At 54.3% G+C, this 25939-nt stretch carries 25 protein-coding genes; 14 read left to right on the top strand and 11 right to left on the bottom strand.

Annotated elements, in window-relative coordinates; genetic code table 11:
• Positions 1–108 precede the first annotated feature (108 nt).
• From ACR3ZL_RS02620 to rpmF, 4 genes are all read right to left on the bottom strand, one after another.
• A complete protein-coding gene (locus tag ACR3ZL_RS02620; protein ID WP_146578917.1) occupies positions 109–354 on the bottom strand; it encodes an acyl carrier protein in 246 nt (81 codons plus the stop codon).
• Between the two features lie 184 nt (positions 355–538).
• Positions 539–1297 carry a 3-oxoacyl-[acyl-carrier-protein] reductase gene (fabG, locus tag ACR3ZL_RS02615; RefSeq protein WP_473649436.1) on the bottom strand — a complete coding sequence of 253 codons (759 nt, stop codon included), beginning with the start codon at positions 1295–1297 and terminating at the stop codon, positions 539–541.
• A gap of 125 nt (positions 1298–1422) precedes the next feature.
• The gene (gene fabD / locus ACR3ZL_RS02610) at positions 1423–2352 is read right to left on the bottom strand and encodes an ACP S-malonyltransferase (protein ID WP_473649437.1); all 930 of its coding nucleotides are present in this window, start codon (positions 2350–2352) and stop codon (positions 1423–1425) included.
• Position 2353: 1 nt separating this feature from the next.
• Entirely contained in the window at positions 2354–2536 is a 183-nt protein-coding gene (gene rpmF, locus ACR3ZL_RS02605; RefSeq protein ID WP_473649438.1) for a 50S ribosomal protein L32, read from the bottom strand.
• 332 nt (positions 2537–2868) lie between these two features.
• Between rpmF and rpsM the strand changes: the two genes are divergently transcribed.
• The 5 genes from rpsM (at position 2869) to ACR3ZL_RS02580 (ending at position 7936) form a co-directional block, all read left to right on the top strand.
• Positions 2869–3240, top strand: a complete 372-nt coding sequence (gene rpsM / locus ACR3ZL_RS02600; RefSeq protein WP_473653426.1) for a 30S ribosomal protein S13 — start codon at positions 2869–2871, stop codon at positions 3238–3240.
• A gap of 145 nt (positions 3241–3385) precedes the next feature.
• Positions 3386–3769: a 30S ribosomal protein S11 gene (gene rpsK, locus ACR3ZL_RS02595; protein WP_473649439.1), complete on the top strand. Its 384-nt coding sequence runs from the start codon at positions 3386–3388 to the stop codon at positions 3767–3769.
• A 98-nt stretch (positions 3770–3867) separates the two neighbouring features.
• Positions 3868–4863 (top strand): DNA-directed RNA polymerase subunit alpha, encoded by a 996-nt coding sequence (locus tag ACR3ZL_RS02590; protein ID WP_473649440.1) that lies wholly within the window; start codon positions 3868–3870, stop codon positions 4861–4863.
• Between the two features lie 86 nt (positions 4864–4949).
• On the top strand, positions 4950–5567 hold the full coding sequence (locus ACR3ZL_RS02585) for a bL17 family ribosomal protein (protein ID WP_473649441.1): 618 nt from the start codon (positions 4950–4952) through the stop codon (positions 5565–5567).
• 353 nt (positions 5568–5920) lie between these two features.
• Entirely contained in the window at positions 5921–7936 is a 2016-nt protein-coding gene (locus ACR3ZL_RS02580; protein WP_473649442.1) for a S46 family peptidase, read from the top strand.
• A gap of 55 nt (positions 7937–7991) precedes the next feature.
• On the opposite strand, the gene ACR3ZL_RS02575 is transcribed toward ACR3ZL_RS02580, so the two are convergent.
• Positions 7992–10271: a serine/threonine protein kinase gene (locus ACR3ZL_RS02575; protein ID WP_473649443.1), complete on the bottom strand. Its 2280-nt coding sequence runs from the start codon at positions 10269–10271 to the stop codon at positions 7992–7994.
• Between the two features lie 95 nt (positions 10272–10366).
• Here ACR3ZL_RS02575 and ACR3ZL_RS02570 point away from each other — a divergent pair, with 95 nt between their 5' ends.
• A complete protein-coding gene (locus ACR3ZL_RS02570; protein WP_473649444.1) occupies positions 10367–11020 on the top strand; it encodes an RNA polymerase sigma factor in 654 nt (217 codons plus the stop codon).
• Between the two features lie 45 nt (positions 11021–11065).
• Positions 11066–12043 (top strand): RluA family pseudouridine synthase, encoded by a 978-nt coding sequence (locus tag ACR3ZL_RS02565; RefSeq protein WP_473649445.1) that lies wholly within the window; start codon positions 11066–11068, stop codon positions 12041–12043.
• A 90-nt stretch (positions 12044–12133) separates the two neighbouring features.
• Here the strand turns inward: ACR3ZL_RS02565 and ACR3ZL_RS02560 are convergent, their stop codons facing one another.
• From ACR3ZL_RS02560 to ACR3ZL_RS02550, 3 genes are all read right to left on the bottom strand, one after another.
• Complete coding sequence (locus tag ACR3ZL_RS02560; protein WP_473649446.1) at positions 12134–12820, bottom strand: hypothetical protein; 687 nt, start codon at positions 12818–12820, stop codon at positions 12134–12136.
• Between the two features lie 59 nt (positions 12821–12879).
• Positions 12880–14409, bottom strand: a complete 1530-nt coding sequence (locus ACR3ZL_RS02555) for an arylsulfatase (protein WP_473649447.1) — start codon at positions 14407–14409, stop codon at positions 12880–12882.
• 117 nt (positions 14410–14526) lie between these two features.
• Complete coding sequence (locus ACR3ZL_RS02550) at positions 14527–15885, bottom strand: sulfatase family protein (protein ID WP_486173190.1); 1359 nt, start codon at positions 15883–15885, stop codon at positions 14527–14529.
• A gap of 97 nt (positions 15886–15982) precedes the next feature.
• Here ACR3ZL_RS02550 and ACR3ZL_RS02545 point away from each other — a divergent pair, with 97 nt between their 5' ends.
• Together ACR3ZL_RS02545 and ACR3ZL_RS02540 are read left to right on the top strand one after the other, a co-directional pair.
• On the top strand, positions 15983–16123 hold the full coding sequence (locus ACR3ZL_RS02545; protein WP_473649449.1) for a hypothetical protein: 141 nt from the start codon (positions 15983–15985) through the stop codon (positions 16121–16123).
• Between the two features lie 60 nt (positions 16124–16183).
• On the top strand, positions 16184–16531 hold the full coding sequence (locus ACR3ZL_RS02540; protein ID WP_473649450.1) for a hypothetical protein: 348 nt from the start codon (positions 16184–16186) through the stop codon (positions 16529–16531).
• A 506-nt stretch (positions 16532–17037) separates the two neighbouring features.
• On the opposite strand, the gene ACR3ZL_RS02535 is transcribed toward ACR3ZL_RS02540, so the two are convergent.
• From ACR3ZL_RS02535 to ACR3ZL_RS02525, 3 genes are all read right to left on the bottom strand, one after another.
• Entirely contained in the window at positions 17038–17316 is a 279-nt protein-coding gene (locus ACR3ZL_RS02535; RefSeq protein WP_473649451.1) for a hypothetical protein, read from the bottom strand.
• 65 nt (positions 17317–17381) lie between these two features.
• A complete protein-coding gene (locus ACR3ZL_RS02530) occupies positions 17382–18056 on the bottom strand; it encodes a class I SAM-dependent methyltransferase (RefSeq protein ID WP_473649452.1) in 675 nt (224 codons plus the stop codon).
• Between the two features lie 34 nt (positions 18057–18090).
• Positions 18091–18507, bottom strand: coding sequence for a hypothetical protein (locus ACR3ZL_RS02525; RefSeq protein ID WP_473649453.1), 417 nt, complete (start codon positions 18505–18507; stop codon positions 18091–18093).
• A 185-nt stretch (positions 18508–18692) separates the two neighbouring features.
• Here ACR3ZL_RS02525 and ACR3ZL_RS02520 point away from each other — a divergent pair, with 185 nt between their 5' ends.
• The 5 genes from ACR3ZL_RS02520 to ACR3ZL_RS02500 all read left to right on the top strand — a co-directional run bounded on the left by ACR3ZL_RS02520 (position 18693) and on the right by ACR3ZL_RS02500 (position 25919).
• Positions 18693–19607, top strand: coding sequence for a zf-HC2 domain-containing protein (locus ACR3ZL_RS02520; protein ID WP_473649454.1), 915 nt, complete (start codon positions 18693–18695; stop codon positions 19605–19607).
• 339 nt (positions 19608–19946) lie between these two features.
• On the top strand, positions 19947–20378 hold the full coding sequence (locus ACR3ZL_RS02515; RefSeq protein WP_473649455.1) for a hypothetical protein: 432 nt from the start codon (positions 19947–19949) through the stop codon (positions 20376–20378).
• Positions 20379–20564: 186 nt separating this feature from the next.
• A complete protein-coding gene (locus tag ACR3ZL_RS02510) occupies positions 20565–21992 on the top strand; it encodes an efflux RND transporter periplasmic adaptor subunit (protein ID WP_486173189.1) in 1428 nt (475 codons plus the stop codon).
• 56 nt (positions 21993–22048) lie between these two features.
• On the top strand, positions 22049–22399 hold the full coding sequence (locus ACR3ZL_RS02505; RefSeq protein ID WP_473649457.1) for a four helix bundle protein: 351 nt from the start codon (positions 22049–22051) through the stop codon (positions 22397–22399).
• A 58-nt stretch (positions 22400–22457) separates the two neighbouring features.
• A complete protein-coding gene (locus tag ACR3ZL_RS02500) occupies positions 22458–25919 on the top strand; it encodes an efflux RND transporter permease subunit (protein ID WP_473649458.1) in 3462 nt (1153 codons plus the stop codon).
• Positions 25920–25939: the final 20 nt, after the last annotated feature.

Here is a 25939-nt window from a genome sequence, read left to right as displayed (position 1 = left end):
AAGAACACGATGACCTGAATCTGTTTTCGCAAACATCATCCGCTAACGAAACTGGCCGGCTAGGAAACCGCGTGCGTTAACGAGATCATGCCTATTAAAGGAACGACACTACGCGTCGTCGCCTTTTTCTTTCTCGATGAAGTCGACAGCCTCGCCAACTTTCTGAATCTTTTCAGCAGCATCGTCTGGGATGCTGATATCAAATTCCTCTTCTAGCTCCATTACCAGCTCCACAGTGTCGAGCGAGTCGGCACCTAGGTCGTTAACGAACGAGGTTTCGCGAGTGATTTTGTCTTTGTCGACGCCGAGTTGCTCGGAAACAATGTCGACCACGCGTTCTTCAATGGACGCCACGGGCGCTCTCCAGAAAATGGATGTAATGGGGAAATCATCGACGGCTTGCGCGTCGATTGAAAGTGGATGGATTCAGGTTGCGAACGGTCAATCCGTAACCGCTTGAAGGAATCGAGGCCTTCTGAAATGGAGAAGATAGGGGAAACGGCTAAAACCCGTCAATATCCCGTTTCTTATCGCATAATTAACCAACCATGCCGCCGTCAACGACGATGGTTTGGCCGGAGATGTAACTGGCATCGCGGCTAGCCAAGAACAACACTGCCGCAGCCACATCTTCGGGCTGGCCGACACGCTTGGCTGGAATACGTTTCTTCACCTCTTCCATCACAACGTCGCCCAACTCAGCTGTCATTTCGCTGGCGATGAAACCTGGTGCGACGGCATTGACGGTCACACCGCGGGAAACGAGCTCCTTGCTCATCGTGCGAGTCATTCCAATCATCCCAGCCTTACTGGCGGAGTAATTGGCCTGACCAGGATTTCCGATCAAGCCCGAGATGCTAGCCATATTAATAATGCGGCCGTACTTTTTGCGACGCATCACGCCGGCAGCCGAGCGGCAACAAACAAAACAACTGGTCAAGTTCGTGGCGATCACGTCATCCCATTCTTCATCCGACATACCTCGCATCAGCTTATCGCGAGTGATCCCAGCATTGTTGACCAGAATATCCAGACGCCCATGCTTCTTGTTGGTCGATTCAATCGCCTCAGCAGCAGCTTTTCGATCGGTCACATCACAGGGAAGTGCCTCGCCAGCACCACCCGCAGCTTCAATTTCAGCAACCGTCGCAGCCAACTTCTCAGCGTTTCGCGCCAAGCAGACTACGTGTGCACCGTTTTGACCTAAAGCAACCGCGACAGCTCGGCCCAGGCCCTGGCTTGCACCGGTAACGATCGCAACTTGACCCTTCAGGTCAACGGACAATGACAAATTCATAAATGGGGTCTTTGGATTAATCTGAAAACTGGTTTGAAACTACCGACAACCGCTCAATCGGTTGCCGAAACTACGAACAGGCCAGCCGAGAAACCTCCGGCGACAAACGCCGCCGGCACGAAACACTAGCTCTCGTCGCCAAAGCCATCCGTAGGAGTCTTTCGAGCGATACGTTTGATCGTGCCACGCAGAACACGGCCAGTACCGGCTTCCAGAAAACCATCCAACCCGTCATCGATCATTTGACGAATCGAAGCTTCCCAAAGCACAGGGTTGACCACTTGTTTGGCTAGCAATTCCCGAATCTCACTCGGGTCTTGGTGCGGCTTCGCATCTACATTGCTGTACACAGGAATGCGAGTCGAGTTGATCGTCACTTCCGACAACGCGGTCGTTAAAGCAGCGACGGCATCTTGCATCAACGGGGTGTGGAATGCACCAGCAACACTTAACGGAACCACCTTCATCGCACCGGCAGCCGAAGCGTGCGGTTCAATTCTCGCAAGAGCCGAAGAGTGCCCCGAAACAGCGATATTCCCGGGACAAAGCAGGTTTGCAGGCTGAAGAATTTCGTCGCCTTCGCGACTTTGACCGCAAACTTCAGTTAGCTTTTCGAGATCCAGCCCCAGCACGCTCGCCATGCCGGAATCGACCGCGTCGGCACAGGCCTGCATCGCTTCGCCACGTTTTTGAACGAGCCGCAAACCGTCCTCAAAAGACACGCCGCCGGCAAAGCAAACCGCGGTGTACTCACCGAGACTTAGGCCCGCAGTTGCAGCAATTTTGGCTGCAAGCTCTGGCTGAACCTGTTCGTACACGCGAGCAGCAGCAACGCCAACCACAAACAGGGCCGGCTGGCTGTAGACGGTCTCGTTTAGTTTTTCAGCAGGACCGTCAGTGCACAAAGCCTTTAAGTCGTAACCAAGGATTTCCTTAGCACTACCGAAAAGTTCATCAGCAACAGGATAATTCTCGCACAACCATGCTCCCATACCAGGAGCTTGTGCGCCTTGGCCCGGAAACAGGATCGCCGGTTTATTAGCGTCAAAAGCCAATTCAGGATTCTTCTTGCTTCACGACAGTACGGCCTTGGTAGTAACCACACTTAGGGCAGACTACGTGAGTAGGTACGGCGCTGCTGCATTGTGGGCAGTAAGCGATGGAGCGTTTTTTCAGACGATCGTGTGCGCGGCGGCTACCGGTACGAGCGTTGGAGTGTTTGCGTTTGGGGACTGCCATGATGGGGGTCCGAAAGGTGGTTGGGGTGCCGGGGCACCGAAATGTACAGTTCTTTAAAACGGGATTTTCTTCCCGCGCAGCTCGGAAGAATAAGCAGTATTCCCCTGAATCGTCAACGGATGAACCCAAGAAAACCCGGCATAGTCCCAAGCTTCCCCACTCCAATCGGCCGTTCGAGTTGCCAAATTAGGAAGCAACTAGAAAAAAAACCAAATTCCTACCGAACGTTCCACTTGAGCAAAACCGGTGCCGACTGCTATAGTCCGCGATTCGAAACACAAATTGTCCCCTTTCCACGCAGTTGCTCTCGGAGTTTTGCCATGCCCCGTTTGATGGGCGTTGACATCCCCAACGACAAACAAATCCAGTATTCGCTTACATACCTTTACGGTCTCGGACTTTTCCGCGCTCGTGAAGTTTGTGAAAAGCTGGGTATTGATCCCGTATCATCCGCAGGTGATATCAGCGACGAAGACGTCGGCCGTATCGCCGCGGTACTTGAGCGAGATTACCTCGTCGAAGGCCCACTGCGTCGTCAGGTTACGCAAAACATCAGCCGACTACGTGAGATCAAGGCATACCGGGGCATCCGCCACCGAATGAGCCTTCCAGTACGCGGCCAACGCACCAAAACAAACGCTCGAACCCGTAAAGGTCCCCGAAAGACCGTTGCAGGTAAGAAGGGCGTCAAGGACCTGCGATAATCAGACCGAAGTAGTTTTCATTCGATGCCGGTGAATTCGTTCGCCGGCATTGTCGTCTACTTCTGACGATTTGTCAGCTCCGCTGGCTGTTCGCAGACCTCATTTACTATCCAACTTTCACTCAAGATTCGTTCGAGACCCACCGGTGGCCAAGACCAACAAAAAGAAGCGAGTTCGTCGCAACGTCAGCAATGGCGTCGCCCACGTTCACGCAACCTTCAATAACACAACCGTGACGATCACCGACACTAAAGGCGACACACTTTGTTGGGCCAGTGCCGGAACAAGTGGCTTCAAAGGCAGTCGAAAGAGCACTCCTTTTGCTGGTCAGTGCGCCGCACAACAGGCTGCTGAAAAAGCAACCAAGTTCGGTATGCGAGACGTGGAAGTTCGAGTCAAGGGTCCTGGCAGTGGCCGCGAAAGTGCAATCACCTCGCTTCAAGCGGCTGGGTTGAACGTCAAATTGATCGAGGAAGTTACCCCGATCCCACATAACGGCTGCCGCCCACGCAAGAAACGTCGCGTCTAAGAACGTCGTTTTCGTCCCGCATTTTGGCAGGCTCTTTCTCCCGCAAGGAAGAGCCCGTTATCAACCAACGCTCGCATTCCAATTCAAAAGGCCCACACATGTCGATGCATATCCGCTGGCGTGGCATGGAACTTCCCAGCACGCTTGAAGTCGACCGCGACACGCTGACCCAGAACTACGGAAAATTCTCCGCTGAACCGTTCGAACGCGGTTTCGGTGCGAGCATTGGAAATAGCATGCGCCGCGTTTTGCTTAGCAGCTTGATGGGCAGCGCCGTTACCCAGATCAAAATCCGTGGTGCTCAGCACGAATTCACCTCGATTCCCGGCGTTTTGGAAGATGTCACCGACATCGTCCTCAACGTAAAGGCGTTGATCGTACGCAATAACAGCGACGCGACCCGTGTTATCACCGTGGAAAGCAACTCCGCCGGCGTGATCACCGGTGCGGACATTGAAACGGATTCCGATGTCGAAGTGATTAACAAAGATCACGTCATCGCAACGTTGACCGAAGACAAGCCTTTCATGATGGAAATGGTTGTTGAAAACGGTCGCGGTTACGTTCCCAGCACCGAACACAGCAGCGTCGATCACGAAATCGGGATCATCCCGATCGACGCCGTTTTCAGCCCAATCGTTCGCGTCCGCTATGAAGTGGAAGCAACACGTGTTGGACAAAAGACCAACTACGATCGCCTGATTCTGGAAATCTGGACCGACGGCACAATCAACCCGGAAATGGCGTTGACCGAGTCGGCGAAGATCTTCCGGAAACACCTCAACCCATTCGTTCAGTATCGCGAATTGGGTCCGAGTATCTTCTCGGCCGCTCGTGGCGGTGCAGGCTCGCCAGAAGCTCAACTCGAAGCAAAGTTGAACATGACTCTCGCAGACTTGCGTTTGTCGGTTCGAGCAAATAATTGCCTCGAGAGCGAAAACATCATGACCGTTCGCGATCTCGTTCAACGCAACGAAGACTCGCTTCTGGAAGTGCGAAACTTTGGCGACACCACGCTCAACGAAGTTCGTGAAAAGCTCTCACAATACGGTTTGCACCTGGGCATGCGAGTGCCTAACCAACCGCTGTTCTAGGCGTTTGTAAACCGCTATCGATAGCGACGCTTTTGTCAGCGTCGCATTCCAACCACCCATCACACTTGTTTTTGTAGCTAACCGTCATGCGTCACCGTCGCAAAGGCCGCGTTCTTGGCCGATCACCGTCTCACCGCAGAGCCCTTTATCGCAACCTGTCCAGCGCGATTTTCTTGACTGAGCGTGACGCTAGTCTGGATGATAACGCTCCGAAGGTTCCCGGTCGGATCATCACGACGCTGGAAAAGGCCAAAGAGATTCGTCCTTTGGTTGAAAAGTGCATCACACTTGCCAAAAAGGCTCTCGTTGCGAAGGCCGAGTCAGAACAGTACGGCACCGATGCCGAACGTGGCACCGACGCTTACAAAGCATGGCGTAAAAGCGACAATTGGAAGAAATGGGCCGACGCCCGTGCTCCTTACGTCAACGCTCAGCGTCGCGCCGTTCAATTGATGGGCGATCGCGAAGCCGTGGCAATCCTGTTCGATACCGTTGCTCCTCGCTTCATGGACCGTCCCGGTGGATACACCCGGATCATGCGTTTGGCAAAACCTCGTCTAGGTGACGGCGGAACGCGAGCGATTCTTGAGTTCGTCGGTAACAACGACAAAGCCAAGCGAACTGCTTCGAAGCCAGCATTTGACTCCGCACCGGAATCGCCTGCTGACGAAGCACCAGCCGAAGAAGCCGCTGCTAACAGCTAAGCGATTGGCTTACAACAAAAACACGAAACGCCCGGTTAATCGCCGGGCGTTTTTTATTGGCTCTGCAACAAACTCCGCTTCACGCTTATATTGCCAGTTCCGGCTGTATGGCTGCGCGACGTCGCTGGCGGCTTCAGCTTCCACACTTCGGCTTACGCGCTGACCTATCTTCCACGGTTTTTCCTTCCAATCATCAAGACTGGATTGAAATGCCAAGTCGGCTGTGCCGCTGGACTTGATCGACGACGTGATTAGCTCGATCTCTGATTACAAACTACTCATTGGATTCGAATATGCTCCTTCGGTCTGGACTGCGTTCCCTCGTTGTCGCCCTTTTCGCGGTGTTCACTAGCATGCCTTTATCACATCCCCATTCCGCTGACGCAGACGAGGGGATGTTTCTCTTCAATGATCTGCCCACGGAACAATTGCAAGAACGCCATCAGTTCACACCAACACCCCAGTGGGCCGATTTGCTGCGTTTGGCTTCGGTCCGATTCAATTCCGGTGGTTCGGGATCATTCGTATCGTCCAATGGCTTAGTGCTGACCAATCACCACGTCGCCAGCGACACGCTGCAAAAGCTGAGCACACCGGAACGCAATCTTGTCGACAACGGATTCCTAGCCACTGAGTTGCAACAAGAACTGAAGGCACCCGACCTAGAACTGAACGTCTTGATCGAAATGTCAGACGTCACCGCGCGTGTTCAGGCCGCTGTCACAGAACAGAACGACGCCGAAGCGGCAGCGAAACAGCGACAGGCAGCAATCGCGACTATCGAAAAAGAATCGACGGATGAATCGGGCCTACGAAGCGACGTTGTAACGCTGTTCGGCGGTGCCCAGTACCATCTTTATCGCTACAAGAAATACACCGACGTCCGCTTGGTTTGGGCTCCGGAAACGAAAGCCGCGTTCTTCGGTGGAGATGCCGATAACTTTGAATATCCCCGCTACAACCTCGACGCGACCATCTTTCGGGTTTACGAAAACGACCAACCAGCCCAACTGAAAAACTTCCTGAAGTGGAGCGAGGTGCCCGTTAAGGAAGATGACCTGGTCTTCGTCAGCGGTCACCCGGGACGCACGCAACGGATCTTCACGGTCGAAGCCTTGGAGTATCTACGCGACGTCCGCTTACCGTTCGTCTTGGACTACTTACGTCGCAAGGAAGTCTTGCTGCAACAATATCGGCTGGAAGGCAACGAAGCGGCTCGCCGCGGTCGGGATGAGCTGTTTGGCATTCAAAACGGACGAAAAGCGTACACAGGTATGCTCGCTGGGCTGCAGGATCCGCAAACGATTGCGGCCAAACGAGGACGGCAGAATCGCTTACGACTGACCGCCTCGCAGTCTGCTGAACTGGCGCCAATGGTGAATGCGTTCGACAAAATCGCCAAGATCCAAAAGGAAAAGGCGGCTCACTTAAAAGAAGCGGTCTCGCTGCGAAGCGACTTGTTTCGCTTCGCCCTATCGATCGTCTTGATGGCTCAAGAAGACCTTAAGCCCAACGCCGAGCGATATCCGGAATACACCGAATCCGCTCGAGAATCGATGCTGACCCGTCTGACCAGCCCCGCCCCGCTGTACGACGACCTACAACGGGTCAAGCTCGCCGACGAACTCGCTTTGTTGATGGAACGCCGCGGTGGTGATGATGAATTGGTCCGCGAAATCCTGGCTGGACGCTCGCCAAAGGAAGTTGCTGCGGAACTGGTGGAAAAGACCACGATCGGCGATCCAGCGACCCGTGAGGCGTTAATTGAAGGCGGCTACAACGCTGTTTTGGGAAGTGATGATCCAATGGTTCAGCTTGCTCGCAAAATCGAACCCGTTTTCCGGCGAGTTCGACTAACCACCGACCAGCTCGATGAACGTGAGAAACAGGCTTACGCTCAAATCGGACGCATCATCACCGCGGCCGAAGGAACCAACGGTTATCCCGACGCCACGTTCACGTTGCGACTCGCATTTGGAACGGTCAAAGGCTATCGCGAAAATGGACAGCAGATCGAGCCATCCACCGACTTGGCCGGTGCTTTCCATCACTCGGTCGAACACGAAGGACAAGAGGATTTTGACTTGCCTCGATCTTGGTGGGATGCGAAGGAGTCGCTGGACTTAACCACTCAACTGAATTTCGTGTGCACCGCAGACATCATTGGCGGCAATAGTGGCTCACCGGTCGTGGACCGAGACGGCAAACTGGTAGGCCTAATCTTCGACGGCAACATCCAAAGCCTGACCAGTGATTACCTTTACAGTGACTCCCAAAGTCGGGCGGTCAGTGTGTCTGGTGTGGGCATTCGAGAAGCAATCCGAAAGATCTATCAAGCTCCCACGCTCGCGGACCAACTGGGGCGATAGCGAGAACCCGCATTTCGAAAGCGGCGAGATTTGTTTTCGTACACAGTCGCCGCTTTCACTCGTCGGCAACGTCCGACTTCAGCACCTCGCCGAGTTGGCCCCACGTCTTGACGATACTGAGGTACGCCGCAAACGATCCAAACAAACCCACCATGCCAGCGGTGATCGCCGTCAGCATGAATTCCTTGGACTGGCTTTCCCCGAAGACCATCAAAGCGAGTCCCACCAAGGGGATCAAAACCGCGATTACAAAGTACGCTGCCGCTTGCGAAATCATGCGTGACGCGTTGCGGTCAAAATTGGGATCCACCATCGCAGGGCGGACCATTTGCGGGTAATAAACGTGCGTCGCAATCAAGCCCAGCGTGAACAACGGGTAGATCATCGCCACGCCGCCGCACATGCAAAGCGATAGAAAGAAATGCGTCGCGTCATCGGCGGAGAACTCTTCAAAACGGTATCTCAACAAGATCGGGTAGATCATCCCGGCGATCATCCAGGCGATGCCGCCGATCACCGCTGCACGGTGCCCTAGCTTCAGTGTGGAGGTAAGTTGTTCTTGGCCAACATGTTCGCCTCGCCGCGCCGCTTTCAACGCTGACACGCTAGCCCGGGTGTAGTGCACCATCCAACCGACGGCAAACGGGAACGCGAACGAGTTGATCCAAAAGGCGATCTCATCCAAACCGGCCCGCATTGCGGGATCCATGATCTCGTGCTGGTTGTATTCATAGTTGAACCAACCCGCGGCGATGTTCGGCAACAGGATCGCGATCGTAGCGACCCACCACGGCGAAATCCGCATCAGCCAAGCTGAAAGCGATGCCTTGTCGGGATTGAACAACTTGGCGGCTTCGGGGTGCATCGCCAATCGCAACTGGCCGGCCATCGCCGCACCGCTGGCCGGACGGTTTTCAAGGTCCGAGGACAACGCATTTCGCAGTACTGCTTCGAGCACGCGTTCCGGCGCCGTGCCGCCTGACTCCGGTGACAACAGTGGCCGCTCGCGTGCCTGGATCTGGTCGGTCAGCACATCCGTCCAGGAATGGGCCTGAGCCGAACAATCAAACGGTCGGTATCCCTGCCACAACTCCCACAACAAGACTGCCAAAGAGTACAAATCCGCTTTCTCCCCTACACTTTCACCCGACCCCATCAACGTCGCACTCATCGCACGCAGATGTTCGGGGGACATGTAGCCAACCGATCCGCCCAACGAAGCGGCCGCCCCGGCCCGGCCCGCTGCCCCCGCCATGCTGACATTGAAGTCGGCAAGCTGTGGAATCCCCTCCGCCGTTAAAAGCACGTTGGCCGGCTTCACATCACGGTGCAGCACACCGGCGTCGTGTGCGGTCTGCAAGGCCCGAGCGAGCTGAATCCCAACCCAAGCAACCAGTTTCGGCCAATTCGCATCAAGCAACGTTGTACGGGTCGGTGAACGATCAGGAACCACCTGCGACGCCGCCAAAAGATTCTCGTCGATCGCCTGCAAATACAACCGGCCAATCCGCTCACTCGACGAAACATGCCGCACCTTCTTGACTACGTCGGAAAGCGTGCCGCCTGGGTGAAACTGCATATAAAGCAAATGCAGCTCATGTGCAGAACCTGGTTCACCCACCATCACTGCTCGCTGGTCAAACACGCGAACGATGTTGGAATGGTCAAACTGAGCCAGTGCGCGAGGTTCGTCTCCAGTGCTGCCGGAAACCTTCAGGGCGACCAACCTTGCCATCGAGACCTGCTTGGCCAAATAGACATGTGCGAATGCACCTTTGCCAAGCATTTGAATGATTTGGAAATCATCGATCTGTGTCCCGTTATCCAGCTCCGATGGTGATTTCTGTCGCGGCGCAGCCGTCACGGACTCCGACGACGGCGTGTCCAGCAGAGGATTCAGTACGGTCCCAAACTGAGGGAAACGTTCATGATAGCTGTCTCGGTCCAACGTCTGGCCACTTTCGCGGCGCAATTGAATCTCTTCCATTACCAAATCCAGCGGTGCCGTGGCCGCCGAAATGCGTTCAGGAATTGCCTCAAAGTAGTCGTCCAGCCAAATCGGGCGACCATTTTGCACCGCCATCGCCATACTTAACTTGATCAATTCGACCAAGATGAATGAGTCCGAAGCATCGCCCGACAGATACTCCAGTAGGTGCCGAGGATCATCAGCGCGGTCTGACTCCGACAATCGCTCCAAACACGCCACTAAACGATCATCCAATTCCACCGAATCGACAGCACTGACGCACTGCGTTTCAAACGGATCTTCGGCGGACGATGGGTTTACGTTCATGTTGTTCAGGGAACCATCCTGGATTCGGGGCACATTCATCCTGGACCGCTGGGGTGGCGACGGCAACCCCCGTATAATAGACATCCAGCGAACAATTCGCTTCGACAATCAAGATCTGACTAGCGGATAGAACGATGAATACAGACGCCCGCCCCAACGATGTTGATGAACCAGAGTCCGATCCGTTGATTGATCAGATTCGCAATCGGGACGTCCAAGCACTCGGCCGCTACCTGGATCAACACAGAGAATCGTTGAGCCGTTTCGTTCGCTCGATCACGGGCGAGCATCTATTGGCGGTAGTCGAGGTTGATGACCTGGTTCAAGAGATCGCGACAACGGCCATCGCAAGTCTGCCGACCGCCCCCCTCGATCAGCACACAGTGATGCAGTGGCTACAACACCTGGCCCGTCGCCGAGTCGTGGACGCGCACCGCTTCCATTTTGACGCCAAACGTCGAGACGCTGGCCGGCAACAGTCTTTGCACGGTGGTGGTCAATCCGGCGGAAACTCAGACGGGCTCGGGCTTGAACAGATGCTCGCCGCTAGCATGACCTCGCCCAGCGCCGCGGTCAGCAATGATATTCGCCTGAGTGCGATGGCTCAGGCAATTAGCCGGTTAAATGATGAGCAGCAAACCGCCATTCGACTACGCTATGTCGAAGGTCTGGCCACCAAGGCTATTGCCGAAAACCTGGGAAAGACCGATGTTGCTGTTCGCGTTTTACTATCGCGAAGCATGCGTCAACTCGAAAAAGAGCTTGAAAACGTTCGTCCTACTCGCTGACCGCCCAAAACAACCTCGCAACCGCACTTCTGTAACGACACCCTGATGCCAGTTCAAACGATTTCCGAGACCGCCACCGAAGAGACCGCAGGCCGCGCTGACGCGATCGTTCGGCACATGACGGAAGTATCCCACAGCCAAGTGAGGGGCCTGATCGATCGCGGGTGTGTGACCGTCAACGGGAAGCCGTGTGCTGACGGGGGCAAAGAGATTTCGACCGGTGATGTCGTTTCCATTCGCTATGACCCTACACAGCGATATCGGCCTAAGAAGGAACGAAAATGGGACGACCGCACGTTCAGTATCGCTTTTGAAGATGACCACGTGATCGTGGTGGACAAGGCCGCCGGTACGTTGTCGGTACCCACCGATCGTGGTGACCCAAACACATTGGTTGAACGCGTTTCAATCTACCTAAGCCATTCACGGACCGAACGCGAAGCCTGTCTAGTCCATCGCCTGGATCGCGAGGCGAGCGGCTTGCTAGTCTTTGGTAAGCACCAAGCGGTTGCCGATCTGTTGATCGAACAGTTTAAAAATCAAAAGCCCAAACGGCTTTACACCGCGATCGTTGCCGGGCGCATGCCTAACGATCAGGGCACTCTGCGAGCTCACTTGGCGACCGGCAAGAACCTAGATCGCTACGTCACTAAACCGTCCAGCGAAACCGAAGAGGTCATCACGGACTACCGGGTCATCAAGCGGATGGAGGACACCACTTTGGTGGAAACCAGCTTGCAGACAGGCAAACGAAATCAGATCCGTGTGCAGCTTTCTTATGCTGGCCACCCGGTCCTAGGCGACCCGCACTATGAAAAAGAGAAAGCCAAGCACCCTCGTTGGATCCGTCGCCGAATGGCGTTGCACGCCAACTCACTTAGTTTCATTCACCCGGTCAGTGGTGAAGAGCTAACCGTGACGTCGGCACTGCCCGCTGCGATGCGAAAGTTCATCAAAGCCAGTTCGAAGCCCTACAAAGGCGACAAAACGGACAAGGCAGCAAAGCCATACGAAACGGAATAAACAGCGTTGATTTGATCGAGTCCAAATAGGTTTTCTTTAAATGGACCCCGTGGGTGCGCACCGATGTAACCTTCCGCTAACGCGGTCCGTTTAACCTTCAATACCGCGATACAACTTCACCCAGTCAATCTGGATTGTTCCAAAGTCCTGTCCTTTGAAGTCAATCTGTTGGCCTTCGGCATCTGTCTTGAGTGTGATCATGGGATCGCGAATGATCTCTTGACGATCGTTCACGCGAATCAGGATCACTCCTTCTTTAATTTCGATGGTGACTTCGTTCCACTGGTTAAGCGGAAAGAAGTTGCCTTGGATGAAGAGCTTCTTTTTCTTTTGCAGGGTCAGCTTCGTACTCTCTTCGCCGAAGATGAACGAGTTCACGTGATGGCCAAGGTCGAGGAGTGAACCGCGGTTCCTGCCCTTCTTTTCAGTTTCGTTGTAACGTACACGCATCTGAACAACGAACGCCTTCGGCACCGGCTTCAAGAAAAGCACGGGCCGAGTGCCATCATGCCCATCCTTCTTTTCTTGCATCTCCTTTTGATATTCCGCCGTGGCCAGATCCCCGGTCAGTATTCCATCTTTGACATTCCATTGTGTCTGCTGGCGAATGACCCAGTGGTCTCCAACTTCCAAAGGCCCATCGGAATCAAAATCCTCTTCGTATATCAGTTCGATCGATTCAAACAGTTCAGGCTCGTAGTCTTCAGCTTGTGCCAACGACAATTGACCGATCATGAACAACAAAGCTAGCGTTCGAATCGTCGAGAATGACATCATGGAATGAATTCGCTAAATGGTTAAGGATGTTGAAAGAGAAACGCAGTCATCAACAGGGACTATTTCGAACCGGGGGCCCCGGTCTTTTTGGCCCAATCAAACCAATCCGCTGCCATTGATTGGACACGCTGCGGGGACTGCTCGGCCAAGTCGATCGTTTCGCAACGATCTTGCTTGAGATCGTACAGCTCCCATTCCTTGATCTTCTTGTCCCAAACCAACTTCCAGTCACCCTGGCGTATGGCTCGATTGCCAGCCCACTCCCAAGCAAGAGTATCGTGTGGCTGACGCGTTTGACCGCGCAGGATCGGCGTGATGCTTTTGCCTTCCAACGGAATGATCTCACGATCGTTGAAGTTCGTTGGATACTCGGTCTCCGCCAGGTCAATGAAAGTGGCCATGAAGTCGATGATGTGCGCCGGTTGCTCGGTGATCGAGTTGGGACGAATCGTCTTGGGCCAACGTGCAATCATCGGTGTGCAAATACCACCTTCATGAACCCACTGTTTATAGCGCTTAAAAGGTGCGTTTTGTGCCCAGCCCCAGGCGGGTCCGACTGCGACGTAATCGTCTTTGGGACCGGGGGTTCGCTGTTCCGGATTCCGGCCTCCCGGTTCTTCTGCACATCCACCGTTGTCGCTTAAAAAGAACACGACCGTGTCGTCATCGACGCCCGTTTCCTTAAGCGTATGCAGCAAACGCCCGATATTTTGATCCATTGAATCAATCATCGCCGCATAGACCGCCATGCGAAGGTCTTCAAATTCTTGGTCGGCATCATCCCACTTGTATACTTGTGAATCATGTCCTGAAAGTTTCCAAACCTCAGGATTAATCACCCCCATCTCAATTTGGCGTTGGTATCGTTGCTGACGCATTTTATCCCAGCCCATTTTAAATCGGCCGATGTACTTTTGGATGTCTTGCGGCTTAGCATGCAGCGGGTAGTGCGGAGCGGTGTAGCAAACGTGAGCAAAGAATGGCCGCTCGTCTTGTACGGCTGACTTGATTTGCTCGATTGCGTGATCGGTGAAAGCGTCGGTAGTATAGAAGTCTTTAGGAAATTCGATGATTGGCTGATCGTTGCGAGCGAATATCCGAACACGTCCACCTTTGTATTCTGGATCCGGAATCGACGGATCGAAGAAATTGCAACAGCCATCCAACAGCCCGTAAGTCTGCTGAAAGCCACGCTTAAACGGATGTGAATCCTCGCTAGTTCCGAGGTGCCATTTCCCCGAAAGCGACGTGTGGTATCCAGCCGCAGCCAACACTTCGCCAGTCGTGACCTTATCTCGTGTCAACAGTGGCCCTTTGCGTCGAGGATGCAAACCGGTCACGATCGATGCGCGAGTCGTCGTGCATTTTGCACAATTATAGAACTGGGTAAATCGCATCCCTTCGGCTGCCATCCGATCAAGATTGGGCGTTTCGACTTCCCCGCCGTAGCAACCGATATCTGACCAACCCATATCATCGCACATGATCAGAACGATGTTGGGACGTTCGGATGCCGACGTCGCCGATAGGCTTGAGACGAAAAGGATAAGTGCTGCAAATCGCAGGAAGTGATTCGACAAATTGACCATAGTGATTCTCTTTAATTCTCGACGGAAAATTTTTATATCCAGCATTCTCACGGGCCACTTCGATTCAGTCGTGACACAACACAAAGACAGCGTCCACGAATAGGAAGTCGCTTGAGCCTATTTTTTATAGAAGCGTTCGATGTGCATCCGGGCAAACTGCTGAAGTCGCCCGGCGACCTCTGGAAATTCCTTAATGACATTCGTCTTTTCATAGGGGTCCTTCGCCAGGTCAAACAGAGACAACTCAATCCGGCGGCCTTCGTATTTCCCCGCAAGACCATCCGCGCCGGGCTGGACCACATGTCGATAACCGTGCGGTAGATGCAACTTCCACCGTCCATCACCCGATATCAATGCCTCGAACCTCGCTCCGGTTGAAACGGGATAGTAGTCGTGAGGGTTCTTGGCCTCCTCGTCGCCGACTAAGAGCGGCCAAACATCCTTTCCATCAATCTGGATTTGCGGCAGTGGTGCCCCCGTCAAACGGCAGAGGGTAGGCAACAGGTCGACTGAACAGAACGTGGCGTCCGATGAAGTTCCTGGCTTGACTTCAGGTGGATAACGAATGATACAGGCGGACTGGGTCCCACCGTTGAAGCCGGTCGCCTTTGCTTCGCGGAACGGCGTGCTACCAGCATGGTTTCCATAACCCGTCCAAGGCCCATTGTCGGATGAGAAAATAACAATCGTGTTATCTTCCAAACCGTTTTTGCGAAGCGCCGCCATGATTTGCCCGACCGACCAATCCAGTTCCATAATCACATCACCGTAGAGCCCCACGCCAGACTTGCCTTCGAACTTGTCGCTAACAAACAACGGTACGTGAGGCATCGAGTGCGCGACATAGAGAAAGAACGGCTCGTCGCGGTGATTTTCGATGAAACCTACCGCGCGCTCGGTGGCCCGCGTCGTGAGAGTCTTCTGAAACTCGGGCGTTACTTTCTCGACTTCCACATTTCCGTCGCTCCAGTATTGCAATGGATGTTTACCCCATTTCACAGGATCCGTTGGGTGGTATTGCCACATATCGTTGGAGTACATCAACCCGGCCGATTCTGTGAAGCCGCGAGCGGTCGGTCGCGTCTCGGGTTGATCGCCGATATGCCATTTTCCAAAAGCGGCTGTCTGATAACCGTACTGGCTGAAGACCTCTCCCATCGTCGCAAATCGGGGATCCAGCCCGCGTCCCAGAGGACCGTGCGCTCCGACTACTTTCGTGCGGCCAGGATAACAACCACTCAACAATGCCGAACGGGACGCTGAACAAATCGCTTGGGGGACAAAGAATCGGTTGAAGCGACAGCCCTCTTGCGCAAGCTTTCGCACGTTCGGGGTCTCGTACGCCGGATCACCAAATGGCTGAAAGTCGGACCATCCCGAATCGTCCAGAAAAACGATCACCACATTGGGAGGATCGGCTGCCTGTGCCGCGTCCGCAATTAGCACACTTACGATCAAGCTTGTCAGCCACTTCATGTCTTCACTCGTTTCTCTAAATCAAACTGGAGAATTTCGATCGTCTTTTTCAACCAACCCGCAGCCCAACCGTGTCAATGATTTCGCATATCTTTCCATGCCAAAATCAATTGGGGTACCGATGCCGATGGAACGAATCCCAATGAAGATGGAACCGTTCTCTGTTTTAGTCGCAGCATCAGATTACCCGATGCGGCGTGGCGAGATTGGGATTCCACGAAATGGAACAGGAAACTAGCGGACAAAAAGCCTCGTCTCTAGCGTTGCTGGCCCAACTCAACACATCCCATCCGTTGCAATGTTCCTATGGGTTGACCTGGATCGAGACGGTCGATCTTACTGGCTCTGCCAAGCCTTGCCTAAGACATTAGATGCGACGCCTGCTGGGCGTTTGACCCGCAATTTCGTAGCGAGGTATTGCGATGACGAAAGCGACCACAATTCCCTGCTGTCCCATTTCCGATCGAGAAGATGGTGCGGTAAGGCAAGCGAAAACTGCCGCAAGCCGCGCGATGAAGCCCGCGAATATTTCAAGAACGAAAATGATCGAATCGTCGTCGGATGGATCGAGGACGATATCGAATCTCTCGATCATGAAATCGAACAAGCAGAAATCGACGAGGAACCCGATATCAGATACTCGTGACGAAAATTTGTGATCGAACTGATTGGGCCCCCGACAGCGTGACGGTCAGTAATACGACGCGTTTCGCGAATTATCTGAAAACTATGTATCGAGTCTCGCCACCGCCACCTATATGTAGCGCAGGCCCCTGGTCTAGTTAGATATTTCTACTAGCGGTACGCGTTTACCTTGTCAGCACTCGGATCCGAACTGTGTCGAATCGGCTCTCATCCCCGCTAGAACCGATTCCTGGCTTCAGCAGGGACCCCGTGAATCAAGCGCCCAATCCAACCGGTGTGCCGCGAGTGTTTAGATGATCAATGGACAAGCCTACGCAAAAACGTCAGGGACCGGGCACGTTTTCTGGGCGGCAATCGCGGCGTCGGCGAGCGTCAACTTTAAGACGCCTTCGCGGACTTGTTTGCCTTTGGCGGTGAAGCACTTGGGCCATACTGGTCGGGCGAGGCTTCATCTTTATTGATGCAGCTGGCACAGCAAACGAAGAGTGACTTTTCACCAGTCGTGATCTAGCGTGGCTTGCCCATCGATCCGAGAGGTTGTCCGCCTATGGGGCACGTGGCTTGAGGGCTAATGAGCAGTTCGTCTGAGAGCTTGCCGCTGGCGAGTTTTCCCATGGCGTGGAAGACTAGCGGCCCGCTGCCGATGTTTGTGATCTGGACGTTCATTTGCAACGGCTGATCGGCGACCTTGGACTGGTGAGCCGCGAGGTTGTATGTTGTGACCGTGTCTTCGGCGAGTACGAATGGGGGTACTGTGAACGATGCGGCAGTGCATACGGTCGCCAAGAATTAATGTCTCATGGACGTTTTCTGTTGAGTAGAAAATTGGGGGCAACGAGATCCGTCGTGGGTCAGTTGCTGTGGTGGTGATACACGTGGAAGACAGCCGATCCGTACTTGTAAACCGGGGATTGCTCGAAGTACTCGTCGTCCGCCAACAACTCTGGAAACCGAAATTCGTCGATGATCAAACAGAGGTCTCGCGGATGTTCTTTAAGCGACGCTCGAATCATTTCGAGGAAGCGATCGGTCACGGGGTAGTCAAACGGTGAATAGAGAAAGAAGACGGTTTCGTTCCCAGCCATTTGATAGTCGAGAATGTTGGTGCAGATGACTTTGATCGAATCGGCACTGGGACAGACCTTGCCGAAAGCCTCGACGTTTCTTTCCGCGATCCGGCACAAAGCGGGCGATATTTCGAGGCCGAGGACTTGGTCGAATCCATGTTCCGCGGCGAGCAACAAGACTCGGCCCTTGCCGCATCCGACGTCGACGAACACGCCCTCGCTTGGCAAGTCGATCTTTTCCATGATCTTGCGAAAGTACCTCGCTCGTGTCGGCTTGTATTTATCAGCGTGCTGTTTGTCTTCTTCGCTGATGTCTAGGTCGCTGATCGCGACCTCGGTTCGGGTATCAAGCTCGTAGCGTTTGTCGAACGTGTAGTCGTCGGCGACGCTCAAGACACTTTGCATCGTCGTTGTCGGTCTCGTGGAGAAAATCCGTTTCAGGAATTCAGTCGCGGCCATGGGGCTTTCGTTGGTAAGGCTTTGCTCGTTCGGGTTACTTCAGTTTCGCTAGGTACTTGTCTGGGTCGGCGAGTAGCTTTTCTTTACATCCGTCACAGCAAATCCACACAGACTTGCCATTCACGTCGACCTTCTCGGGTGCTCCCATCGTGCCCAGCATTTCACCGCTGACGGGGCACATGTGTTGTGACATCGCAGACTTAGCGTCTTCCGCAGACAACTCTTTCAGACCGGACATCATCTTGGCCATCGGTGAATCGGAATCGATGGCGGCGTGGTCAAGGTCGCCGTGACCGTGGGAATCGTGGTCATGATCCGAATAGTCACTGGCTGTTTCGCTGACAGGGGCTACTGGTGGAGTGATGGGATCGGTGTCGGGCGTGTTGCAGCCATAGAGGCCGAAAACGAGCAGTCCGCCAAGCAGAACAGGAAGCAATGTCGTCAAACGCATTCGATTGCCTTTGCAGGGGTACGAGCATGGGTGTTTCATGGAATATGCATTTGGATACTTGGGGCGTGGCTTTCTTCACGAATTACCGAGAGAATGCAGTAATTCTGCGGAAGCAGTGAAGAAACCCGCTCGTCAAGCATCCAAAATCACGTCACCAACCTCGCCCCATGAAGAGTGAACGGGTCATGTCCACGAACGATTGCCAATCGGTGCAGCCATGTCTGTCGGCCTATCACGACGGTGAGTTATCGGCTGCGCAGATCGCTGTGATCGCGAAACACGTCGAATCGTGCTCCGCGTGTTCGTCGGAACTGGAAGCGATCACATCACTTGGTGCGATTTTCGACCAGGCTCCCGTGCCAGCGAAACCGGCTGATCTGTGGCAGCGGATTGAGCGTGAGCTTCCGTCTGCCCCTGAGCCGGTGACACGGTCGCGACGGTTCAGCGTTTGGGTTCGCGTGTCACCATGGGGAGCGGGACTCGTTTCCATGGCGGCGTCCGCCTTGGTGCTGCTTGGTGCAGGGCTTTGGTACGGTGGCGATTACAAACATGACATGACCGGTAACAGTGATGCGATGGCGATGCACGGCCGCGACGGGCATACCCACGACGATGAGATGTCAGCCGAGCACATGGCCGAGTTCGCCGGCGTGATGACTGACTATTTACAAAAATTGCCCAACGATCCGGACGCTGCGGAACAGATGCTGCTGTCAAAGTACGATGGCGAAACCGTTGACTCGGATGGTGCCGTGAAGTTGGTCGGCTACCGACCGATTATCTCCGGCGGATTGCCAGAGGGCTATTCGCTGGCGTCGACCAGTGTGCTGAAGATGCCGTGTTGCACGTGCGTGAAAGCAAGCTGCAAGCGTAGCGACGGATCGACGTTGGTCTTGTTTGAGCACGATGACGAACAGGCGGCTTGGTTCGGTGATCGACCTTCAAACATGGTGACGTGCGGTGACAAGGATTGCTGCCTCATCGATCTCGATTCCAGCATCGCAGCAACTTGGAAGCAAGGTTCGCGCAGTGTCACCGCCGTCGGCGTTCGCGACCAAGAAGAAGTGAAAACATTGGTAGATTGGCTAGAGAAATCATAATGAGGGAGAGCCCCCGAAGCTCTGCACGCGAGCAAGCCAGAGTCTTTAAGCAACGGTTGCCAACGTTTATGAGATTCGATGGAGATAGAATGGATACGCTAGCCATGAGTGTGCAATCATCTTCCATCGAATTTGTGTGCGCCGTCAATCAGCTCGTTCGATGTCGCTGCATTTACATTAGTCACGTATGCGTTCGGTGAGGTCCCCACCTCGGCATAAACACAGGAAACGACACACTGTCCGAAACGAGCTATCGCGTCGTACAAGGTTGGATTTGAAGCTAAGTCCTTTAAGTCGTTCGCTCTAGCACATAATCTTTCTCACCGCTATCATCCAAACATGTTTCGCGCATTCACCCTCATCTTGATACCATTTTTCGTGCTGGGGCCCGTTTGGCCTCATTCGCACGCTGGTAGCGGTATTAGTGCGCCGGACGATCACGAACTGCGCCCACACGTGCATCTGAATGGTTACTCCCATCACAGTCATGATGATGGGCATCGCCACCACGCGGACAACGATGACCAGTCGCGTCGTGACTCGCTCGAAAGCTCGGCGGATCACGATTCAGACGCCATTTACCTTGCTTCGTCGGATCAGTCCCTGAGCCGATCGGGTGGAAGTCAGCGAGTTGAGCAGGGAACCATGCAGTGGGTTTCCGCGGTTGTGATGTACCACTCAGGTTTTGAAGCATCGCCGCGTGCCGATGATCTTCCTGATCGCTGTCGAACCCTGCCCATCTATCTCTTAACCCGCTCGATGCGGCTGTAGCGGACGCTGCGCGCTCAGTTCCTGGGCTCGCTCTTCTTTTTGTCCGTTGCTTTTCCGACACTCAAGCTCGTGCATGTGTTTACCGCTGTGCGCTGCTTGGATCATCGGGCCGTTCCCCTATTTCCGCATGACTTCGTTACTGCGCTTTCGCAGATGACGCGGCAATGCTATCGAGACGCAGTGCGTATGAACCGCTTTCTAACCCTGATCAAAGCCTTGCTCGGGCCTGCAATTGTCGTTGGTGTTCTCGCCATATTGTGGGTGTTTTCTGACGAGCTGTTTGGGCCACCTGAATCATTTGATTCCGCGACCGTCAACGCGTCGCCTGAATCGCCGGCGAAGCAAACGATTCTTGAAATAAGTGAACAGGCTCGAAAGAACCTGTCTTTGGTCTCCAAGGCCGCGCGTCCCCAGACCTACTGGCGATCCGTAGTGATCCCCGGTGTCGTGGCCGATCGACCGGGCGTGTCCGATCGTGGTGTGACGTCTCCGGCTGTCGGAATCGTGACCGAAATCCATGCGTTCCCCGGTGACACCGTGCGACCCGGAGACCAATTGTTCTCTCTTCGTTTGTTCAGTGAATACCTGCAAAGCACGCAAACGCAGCTCTTCAAAGCGAATCAGGAAACCGGCATCATTCAAGAACAGATTGATCGCTTGTCACGGGCCGTCAGCAGCGGTGCTGTCTCGAAAGCAAGGATGATTGAGCTGAACGCCGACCTGTCTCGTCAGCGGGCGATCATTCGCTCGTCACGGCAGGACTTACTCACGCGAGGTCTTCTTCCCGATCAGATTCGACTCGTTGAAACAGAGGGGCAATTTGTTTCAACGATCGAGGTAACCGCTCCACCAGCGATCGTTGCTCAGGCATTCAAGCCACCTAGATCGACGAGCCAAGTTCGGCAAGCCAGCTTGATCACATCTCCAGCATCGCCATCTGAATTCGCCTACGAGGTTCAAGAGTTGAGCGTCGAGATGGGACAACAAGTTCAGGCCGGCCAGTTGCTTGCCAAGTTGTCTAACCACCAATCGTTGTACGTCGTCGGCCACGCTTTCAAACGCGAGGCATCGTTTCTGGAAGACGCCGCAAAGGAAGGGCGACCGATCGCAATCGAATTTACAGAGGATGCGACAGGCGATTGGCCCGAGCAAACGCAGGCTTTCCAGATTCGGCATTTGTCCAATTCCATTGATGTGGACAGTCGAACCTTTGACTTCTTCGTTCCATTGGCAAACGAATCGCATGCCTACGAAAAATCGGGCAAGCAATTTTTAGTGTGGCGCTATCGTCCCGGTCAGCGTGCGAGAATCCAAGTGCCGGTGGAGCAATTCGACGACGTGTTCGTGCTTCCCAGCGAAGCAGTCGTGCGAGAAGGCCCCGAGGCGTATGTGTTTCGCCAGGACGGCGACCTATTCAAACAGATCCCAGTTCATGTCTTGCATGAAGATCGCAGCTCAGTGGTGATCGCCAATGACGGCAGCATTCGCCAAGGAACCTACTTGGCTCAGAACGCGGCTGCTTCGTTGAATCGAGTCTTGAAATCTCAAACGGCCAGCGGTGAACAACCCGGCGTTCACGTGCACGCGGACGGCACCGTGCATGCTGCGCATTAATTGTCGATTGAAGATTGGGAAGAAGTCAAAAAAGGCACTCGGAAACGGAAATTGATATGAACGATTTGGAATTGAAGAGGCGCACGAAGCAGTTTGCGTTGCGGGTGATGAAGCTGGTTGGGGCCTTGCCACAAGACTCGGTTGGGCGACCGATTGGGAATCAGTTGATTCGTAGTGCGACATCGGTTGGGGCGAACTATCGGGCGGCTTGCCGGGGTCGCTCGAAAGCCGAATTTGTTTCCAAGCTGAGCATCGTGATCGAAGAAGCCGACGAGACTTGCTACTGGCTCGAACTCATCATCGAAGGCGAGCTTTTGCCAAAAGAGAAAGTCGAATCGCTGCTCGACGAGGCCAACCAAATTACCGCGATCATGGTCGCATCCCGAAAAACCGCAAAAGGGGAGTGATTGAGTATTCCGATTTGTTCACGCACCTTAATCTTCATTCTGCAATCGACAATCTTCAATGCTTGACGCAGTCATCAAGTTCTCGCTTCGCTATCGCATGCTGGTGATTGTCATCAGCCTTGCCGTGCTCGTGTACGGTTCGTTCTTAGCGACACAAATGCCGATCGACGTCTTCCCCGACCTCGATCGGCCTCGCGTCGTCATTATCACGGAGGCTCCTGGCCTCGCGACCGAAGAAGTCGAGACACTGGTCACGCAGCCGATCGAAATCGCGTTGATGGGAGCCAATGGTGTTCAGGCCGTTCGCAGTCAATCGACCGCCGGCTTGAACGTGATCTACATCGAATTTGGGTGGTCAACGGAGATTCGTGCGGCTCGCCAAACCGTCCAGGAGCGATTGGCGACGCTTGAAGGCATCTTGCCCGAAGGCATCCGCCCACAGATGACGCCGCCTTCTTCGATCATGGGCCAAATCGTTGTCGCAGGCATCTACCGGCAACTCGGCCCCGATGGCGGACGTCTTGCGCAAGTGGGAAGCACGTCGATGATCGCGGAGATGATCGACGGCGGCGAGGATGGCAAACCGTCGATTCAAGTATGGAATCCAGGTGACCGTCGTGACTTGAAGACTTGGTCAAAGATTGAGTCGAAGATCGTGTCATGGACTGCAGACGCGAACGAAACTACGGCCGGAACCGCATCGCTTCAAATCAACAGCAACCTCTATGAAGCCAATTTCTATAGCGATGCCAAGCAGCAACTCGAACTGCGCACCGTCGCGGATTGGATCATCCGGCCTCGTCTGCTGAAAGTCACCGGTGTCGCGGAGGTGTTCATGCAGGGTGGCGATCGGAAGCAGTATCAGATTCTGATCGACCCGACGGCGTTGCTCGAATACGACGTCACGGTCCAAGACGTTGAGCAAGCCCTACGTGAGAGCAACATCAACACCAGCGGCGGATTCGCGGTGACCGGAGAAACGGAACGACCGATTCGAGTACTTGGACGACTCGGTCCGCAATCGCGTCTCGTGATGGAAGACCTGAAAAAGGTGCCTGTCAGTCGCCATCCCAAGCGTTCGGTGCTGCTAGATCAAGTGGCACGGGTGACGGAAGGCCCGCAGTTCAAACGTGGCGATGGCAGCGTCAATGGCCGGCCGGGCATCGTCTTCACGACGGTCAAGCAACCTCACGTCGACACTCGACTGTTGACCAATAACGTTGAGCAAGCGTTCGCCGAAGTCGAGGCATCCTTACCAGCGGACATCATCGTCAACAGCGAGCTATTCCGGCTGAAAAACTTCATCGACCGGGGCATCTTCAACGTCGGCGAAGCACTCGTGATCGGAGCGGTATTGGTCATCATCGTGCTGTTCTTGTTCTTGCTGAACTTTCGCACCACCTTCATCACGCTTACGGCAATCCCGCTGTCGCTTGTGCTAACGACGCTCGTGTTCCGGTTGATTGGGATCATCAGTGGCAGCGAGCTTTCGATCAACGTCATGACACTGGGCGGGATCGCCGTTGCGATGGGCGAGCTGGTCGACGATGCGATCGTTGATGTTGAAAACATCTTCCGTCGTCTAAAGCAAAACAACGCTTTACCAATCGAAGACCAGAAATCAGCAATCGTCATTGTCTTTGAAGCCAGTCGAGAGATTCGTAGCTCGATCGTTTTTGGAACGGCGGTGGTCACCCTGTCGTTCCTGCCGCTCTTCGCACTCTCGGGCGTCGAAGGCCGTTTGTTCACGCCGCTCGGGTTCGCCTACATCGTTTCGATTTTGGCTTCGTTCGTGGTCTCGATGACGGTTACACCCGTGCTGTCGTATTACTTGTTGCCCCAATCTGGTGCGACCCACCGCGAGGGTGACGGTTTTTTGCTCAATGGTTTGAAAAAGCTGGTCACTCCGTTGATCCGTCTCAGCATGGCGATGCCCCGCACGCTATTGATCCTGACCTGGATCGCTGTTGCCGTTGCCGGTTGGCAGATGTCACGCCTGGGCCGCAACTTCCTGCCGCCGTTCGACGAAGGCAGTATTCAAGTTAACGTGACGCTGCCGCCGGGTTCATCACTTGACGCATCCAACCAAGTCTCTCGTTCAATCGACGCAATCTTTCAGTCGATGCAGAAATCGGAATCGAACTCCGAGGGCGAAATCTTGCACTTCGTCCGGCGGACCGGGCGAGCCGAGATGGATGAACACGCTTCGCCGGTCAATGTCGGCGAGTACATCCTCAGTATGAACCCGGAATCGCCCACCGAACGAGAGACGATCCTCACGCTGATTCGGGAAACGATCAGCGAGGAAGTCCCCGGCGTCGACATCGAAGTCGAACAACCGCTCGCCCACCTGATCAGCCACATGGTGTCGGGCGTGTATGCACAAATCGCGATCAAAATTCACGGAGACGATCTCGACGTTCTGCAGCGAGCCGCCGAGCAAGTGAAGACGACGATCCAGAACGTTCCCGGCATCACTCCACCGATCGTCGAACCAATCCGCGAAACGGCAGAGTTGCACATATCGCTACGAGCCGATGACTTGGCGTATCACGGGCTAACCCGTCAGTACGTTGCGGATGTTCTGCAAACTGCGCTTCAGGGTGAAGTGGTTTCGCAAGTGCTCGAAGGTCAAAGACGCTTCGATCTGCTTGTTCGTCTGGAAGAAGAATATCGAACGGACTACGCCAACCTTGATCGGCTTCGGATCGACTTGCCACACGTCGAAGGCGAGGCCGAACGTGGTCAGATCGAATTGCATGAAGTCGCTGACGTTGGCGAAGGAACTGGGCCGAACTCGATCAATCGCGAAAACGCCCGACGGCGAATCGTGATTCGTTGCAACACCGAAGGCCGCGACTTGGCCGGTGCGGTGGGCGAAATCAAGCAGCGGGTTGGTGCAGAACTGAACCTGCCCGCCGGCTACTTCATCGAATTCGGCGGCCAATTTGAAAGTCAGCAACGGGCAACGCAACTGATCATCGTGCTAGCAGGAATCTCTGTGATCGGAATGTTCGTGGTGCTGCTGATTCTTTTCCCGTCAGTCCGGATTGTCTTGCAAATCCTCAACGCACTGCCAACTGCTTTCATCGGCGGCGTTCTGGCGTTAGTGATCACCCAACAAAGCTTGACGGTGGCGAGCCTGGTTGGCTTCATCTCGCTTGGCGGCATCGCCGTTCGGAACGGCATTCTGCTCGTGACTCACTATTTCCATTTGATGAAAGAGGAAGACGACAAGTTTTCTCAAGCGATGATCGTTCGCGGAAGTCTCGAACGATTGGCTCCTGTCCTGATGACCGCACTGACGGCCGGAATTGGGTTGATCCCACTTGTGCTGGGCGGACAAGAACCGGGCCGCGAAATCCTTTACCCAGTCGCAACGGTGATCCTCGGCGGACTGACAACTTCCACCTTCTGCGAGTTCCTCATTCACCCAGGGCTGTTTTGGAAGTTCAGCGGCAAAGACGCCGCGAGACTTGCGACGCAACAAACAGAGGAGGACGAACTCACCATGATTTAGCGCAATACCGAAACCAACCC

Source organism: Rhodopirellula sp. J20-39, from assembly GCF_057365095.1.
Note: the sequence above shows the minus strand (reverse complement) of the source record. Positions and strands in the feature narration are given on the sequence as shown.

Excerpts from the sequence above, each read along its gene's own strand:
- fabG (WP_473649436.1), bottom strand. The coding sequence starts at position 1,297 with ATGAATTTGTCATTGTCCGTTGACCTGAAGGGTCAAGTTGCGATCGTT.
- rpmF (WP_473649438.1), bottom strand. The coding sequence starts at position 2,536 with ATGGCAGTCCCCAAACGCAAACACTCCAACGCTCGTACCGGTAGCCGC.
- rpsM (WP_473653426.1), top strand. The coding sequence starts at position 2,869 with ATGGGCGTTGACATCCCCAACGACAAACAAATCCAGTATTCGCTTACA.
- ACR3ZL_RS02590 (WP_473649440.1), top strand. The coding sequence starts at position 3,868 with ATGTCGATGCATATCCGCTGGCGTGGCATGGAACTTCCCAGCACGCTT.
- ACR3ZL_RS02585 (WP_473649441.1), top strand. The coding sequence starts at position 4,950 with ATGCGTCACCGTCGCAAAGGCCGCGTTCTTGGCCGATCACCGTCTCAC.
- ACR3ZL_RS02580 (WP_473649442.1), top strand. The coding sequence starts at position 5,921 with ATGCCTTTATCACATCCCCATTCCGCTGACGCAGACGAGGGGATGTTT.
- ACR3ZL_RS02575 (WP_473649443.1), bottom strand. The coding sequence starts at position 10,271 with ATGAATGTGCCCCGAATCCAGGATGGTTCCCTGAACAACATGAACGTA.
- ACR3ZL_RS02570 (WP_473649444.1), top strand. The coding sequence starts at position 10,367 with ATGAATACAGACGCCCGCCCCAACGATGTTGATGAACCAGAGTCCGAT.
- ACR3ZL_RS02565 (WP_473649445.1), top strand. The coding sequence starts at position 11,066 with ATGCCAGTTCAAACGATTTCCGAGACCGCCACCGAAGAGACCGCAGGC.
- ACR3ZL_RS02560 (WP_473649446.1), bottom strand. The coding sequence starts at position 12,820 with ATGATGTCATTCTCGACGATTCGAACGCTAGCTTTGTTGTTCATGATC.
- ACR3ZL_RS02555 (WP_473649447.1), bottom strand. The coding sequence starts at position 14,409 with ATGGTCAATTTGTCGAATCACTTCCTGCGATTTGCAGCACTTATCCTT.
- ACR3ZL_RS02550 (WP_486173190.1), bottom strand. The coding sequence starts at position 15,885 with ATGAAGTGGCTGACAAGCTTGATCGTAAGTGTGCTAATTGCGGACGCG.
- ACR3ZL_RS02545 (WP_473649449.1), top strand. The coding sequence starts at position 15,983 with ATGCCAAAATCAATTGGGGTACCGATGCCGATGGAACGAATCCCAATG.
- ACR3ZL_RS02540 (WP_473649450.1), top strand. The coding sequence starts at position 16,184 with ATGTTCCTATGGGTTGACCTGGATCGAGACGGTCGATCTTACTGGCTC.
- ACR3ZL_RS02530 (WP_473649452.1), bottom strand. The coding sequence starts at position 18,056 with ATGGCCGCGACTGAATTCCTGAAACGGATTTTCTCCACGAGACCGACA.
- ACR3ZL_RS02525 (WP_473649453.1), bottom strand. The coding sequence starts at position 18,507 with ATGCGTTTGACGACATTGCTTCCTGTTCTGCTTGGCGGACTGCTCGTT.
- ACR3ZL_RS02520 (WP_473649454.1), top strand. The coding sequence starts at position 18,693 with ATGTCCACGAACGATTGCCAATCGGTGCAGCCATGTCTGTCGGCCTAT.
- ACR3ZL_RS02515 (WP_473649455.1), top strand. The coding sequence starts at position 19,947 with ATGTTTCGCGCATTCACCCTCATCTTGATACCATTTTTCGTGCTGGGG.
- ACR3ZL_RS02510 (WP_486173189.1), top strand. The coding sequence starts at position 20,565 with ATGAACCGCTTTCTAACCCTGATCAAAGCCTTGCTCGGGCCTGCAATT.
- ACR3ZL_RS02505 (WP_473649457.1), top strand. The coding sequence starts at position 22,049 with ATGAACGATTTGGAATTGAAGAGGCGCACGAAGCAGTTTGCGTTGCGG.
- ACR3ZL_RS02500 (WP_473649458.1), top strand. The coding sequence starts at position 22,458 with ATGCTTGACGCAGTCATCAAGTTCTCGCTTCGCTATCGCATGCTGGTG.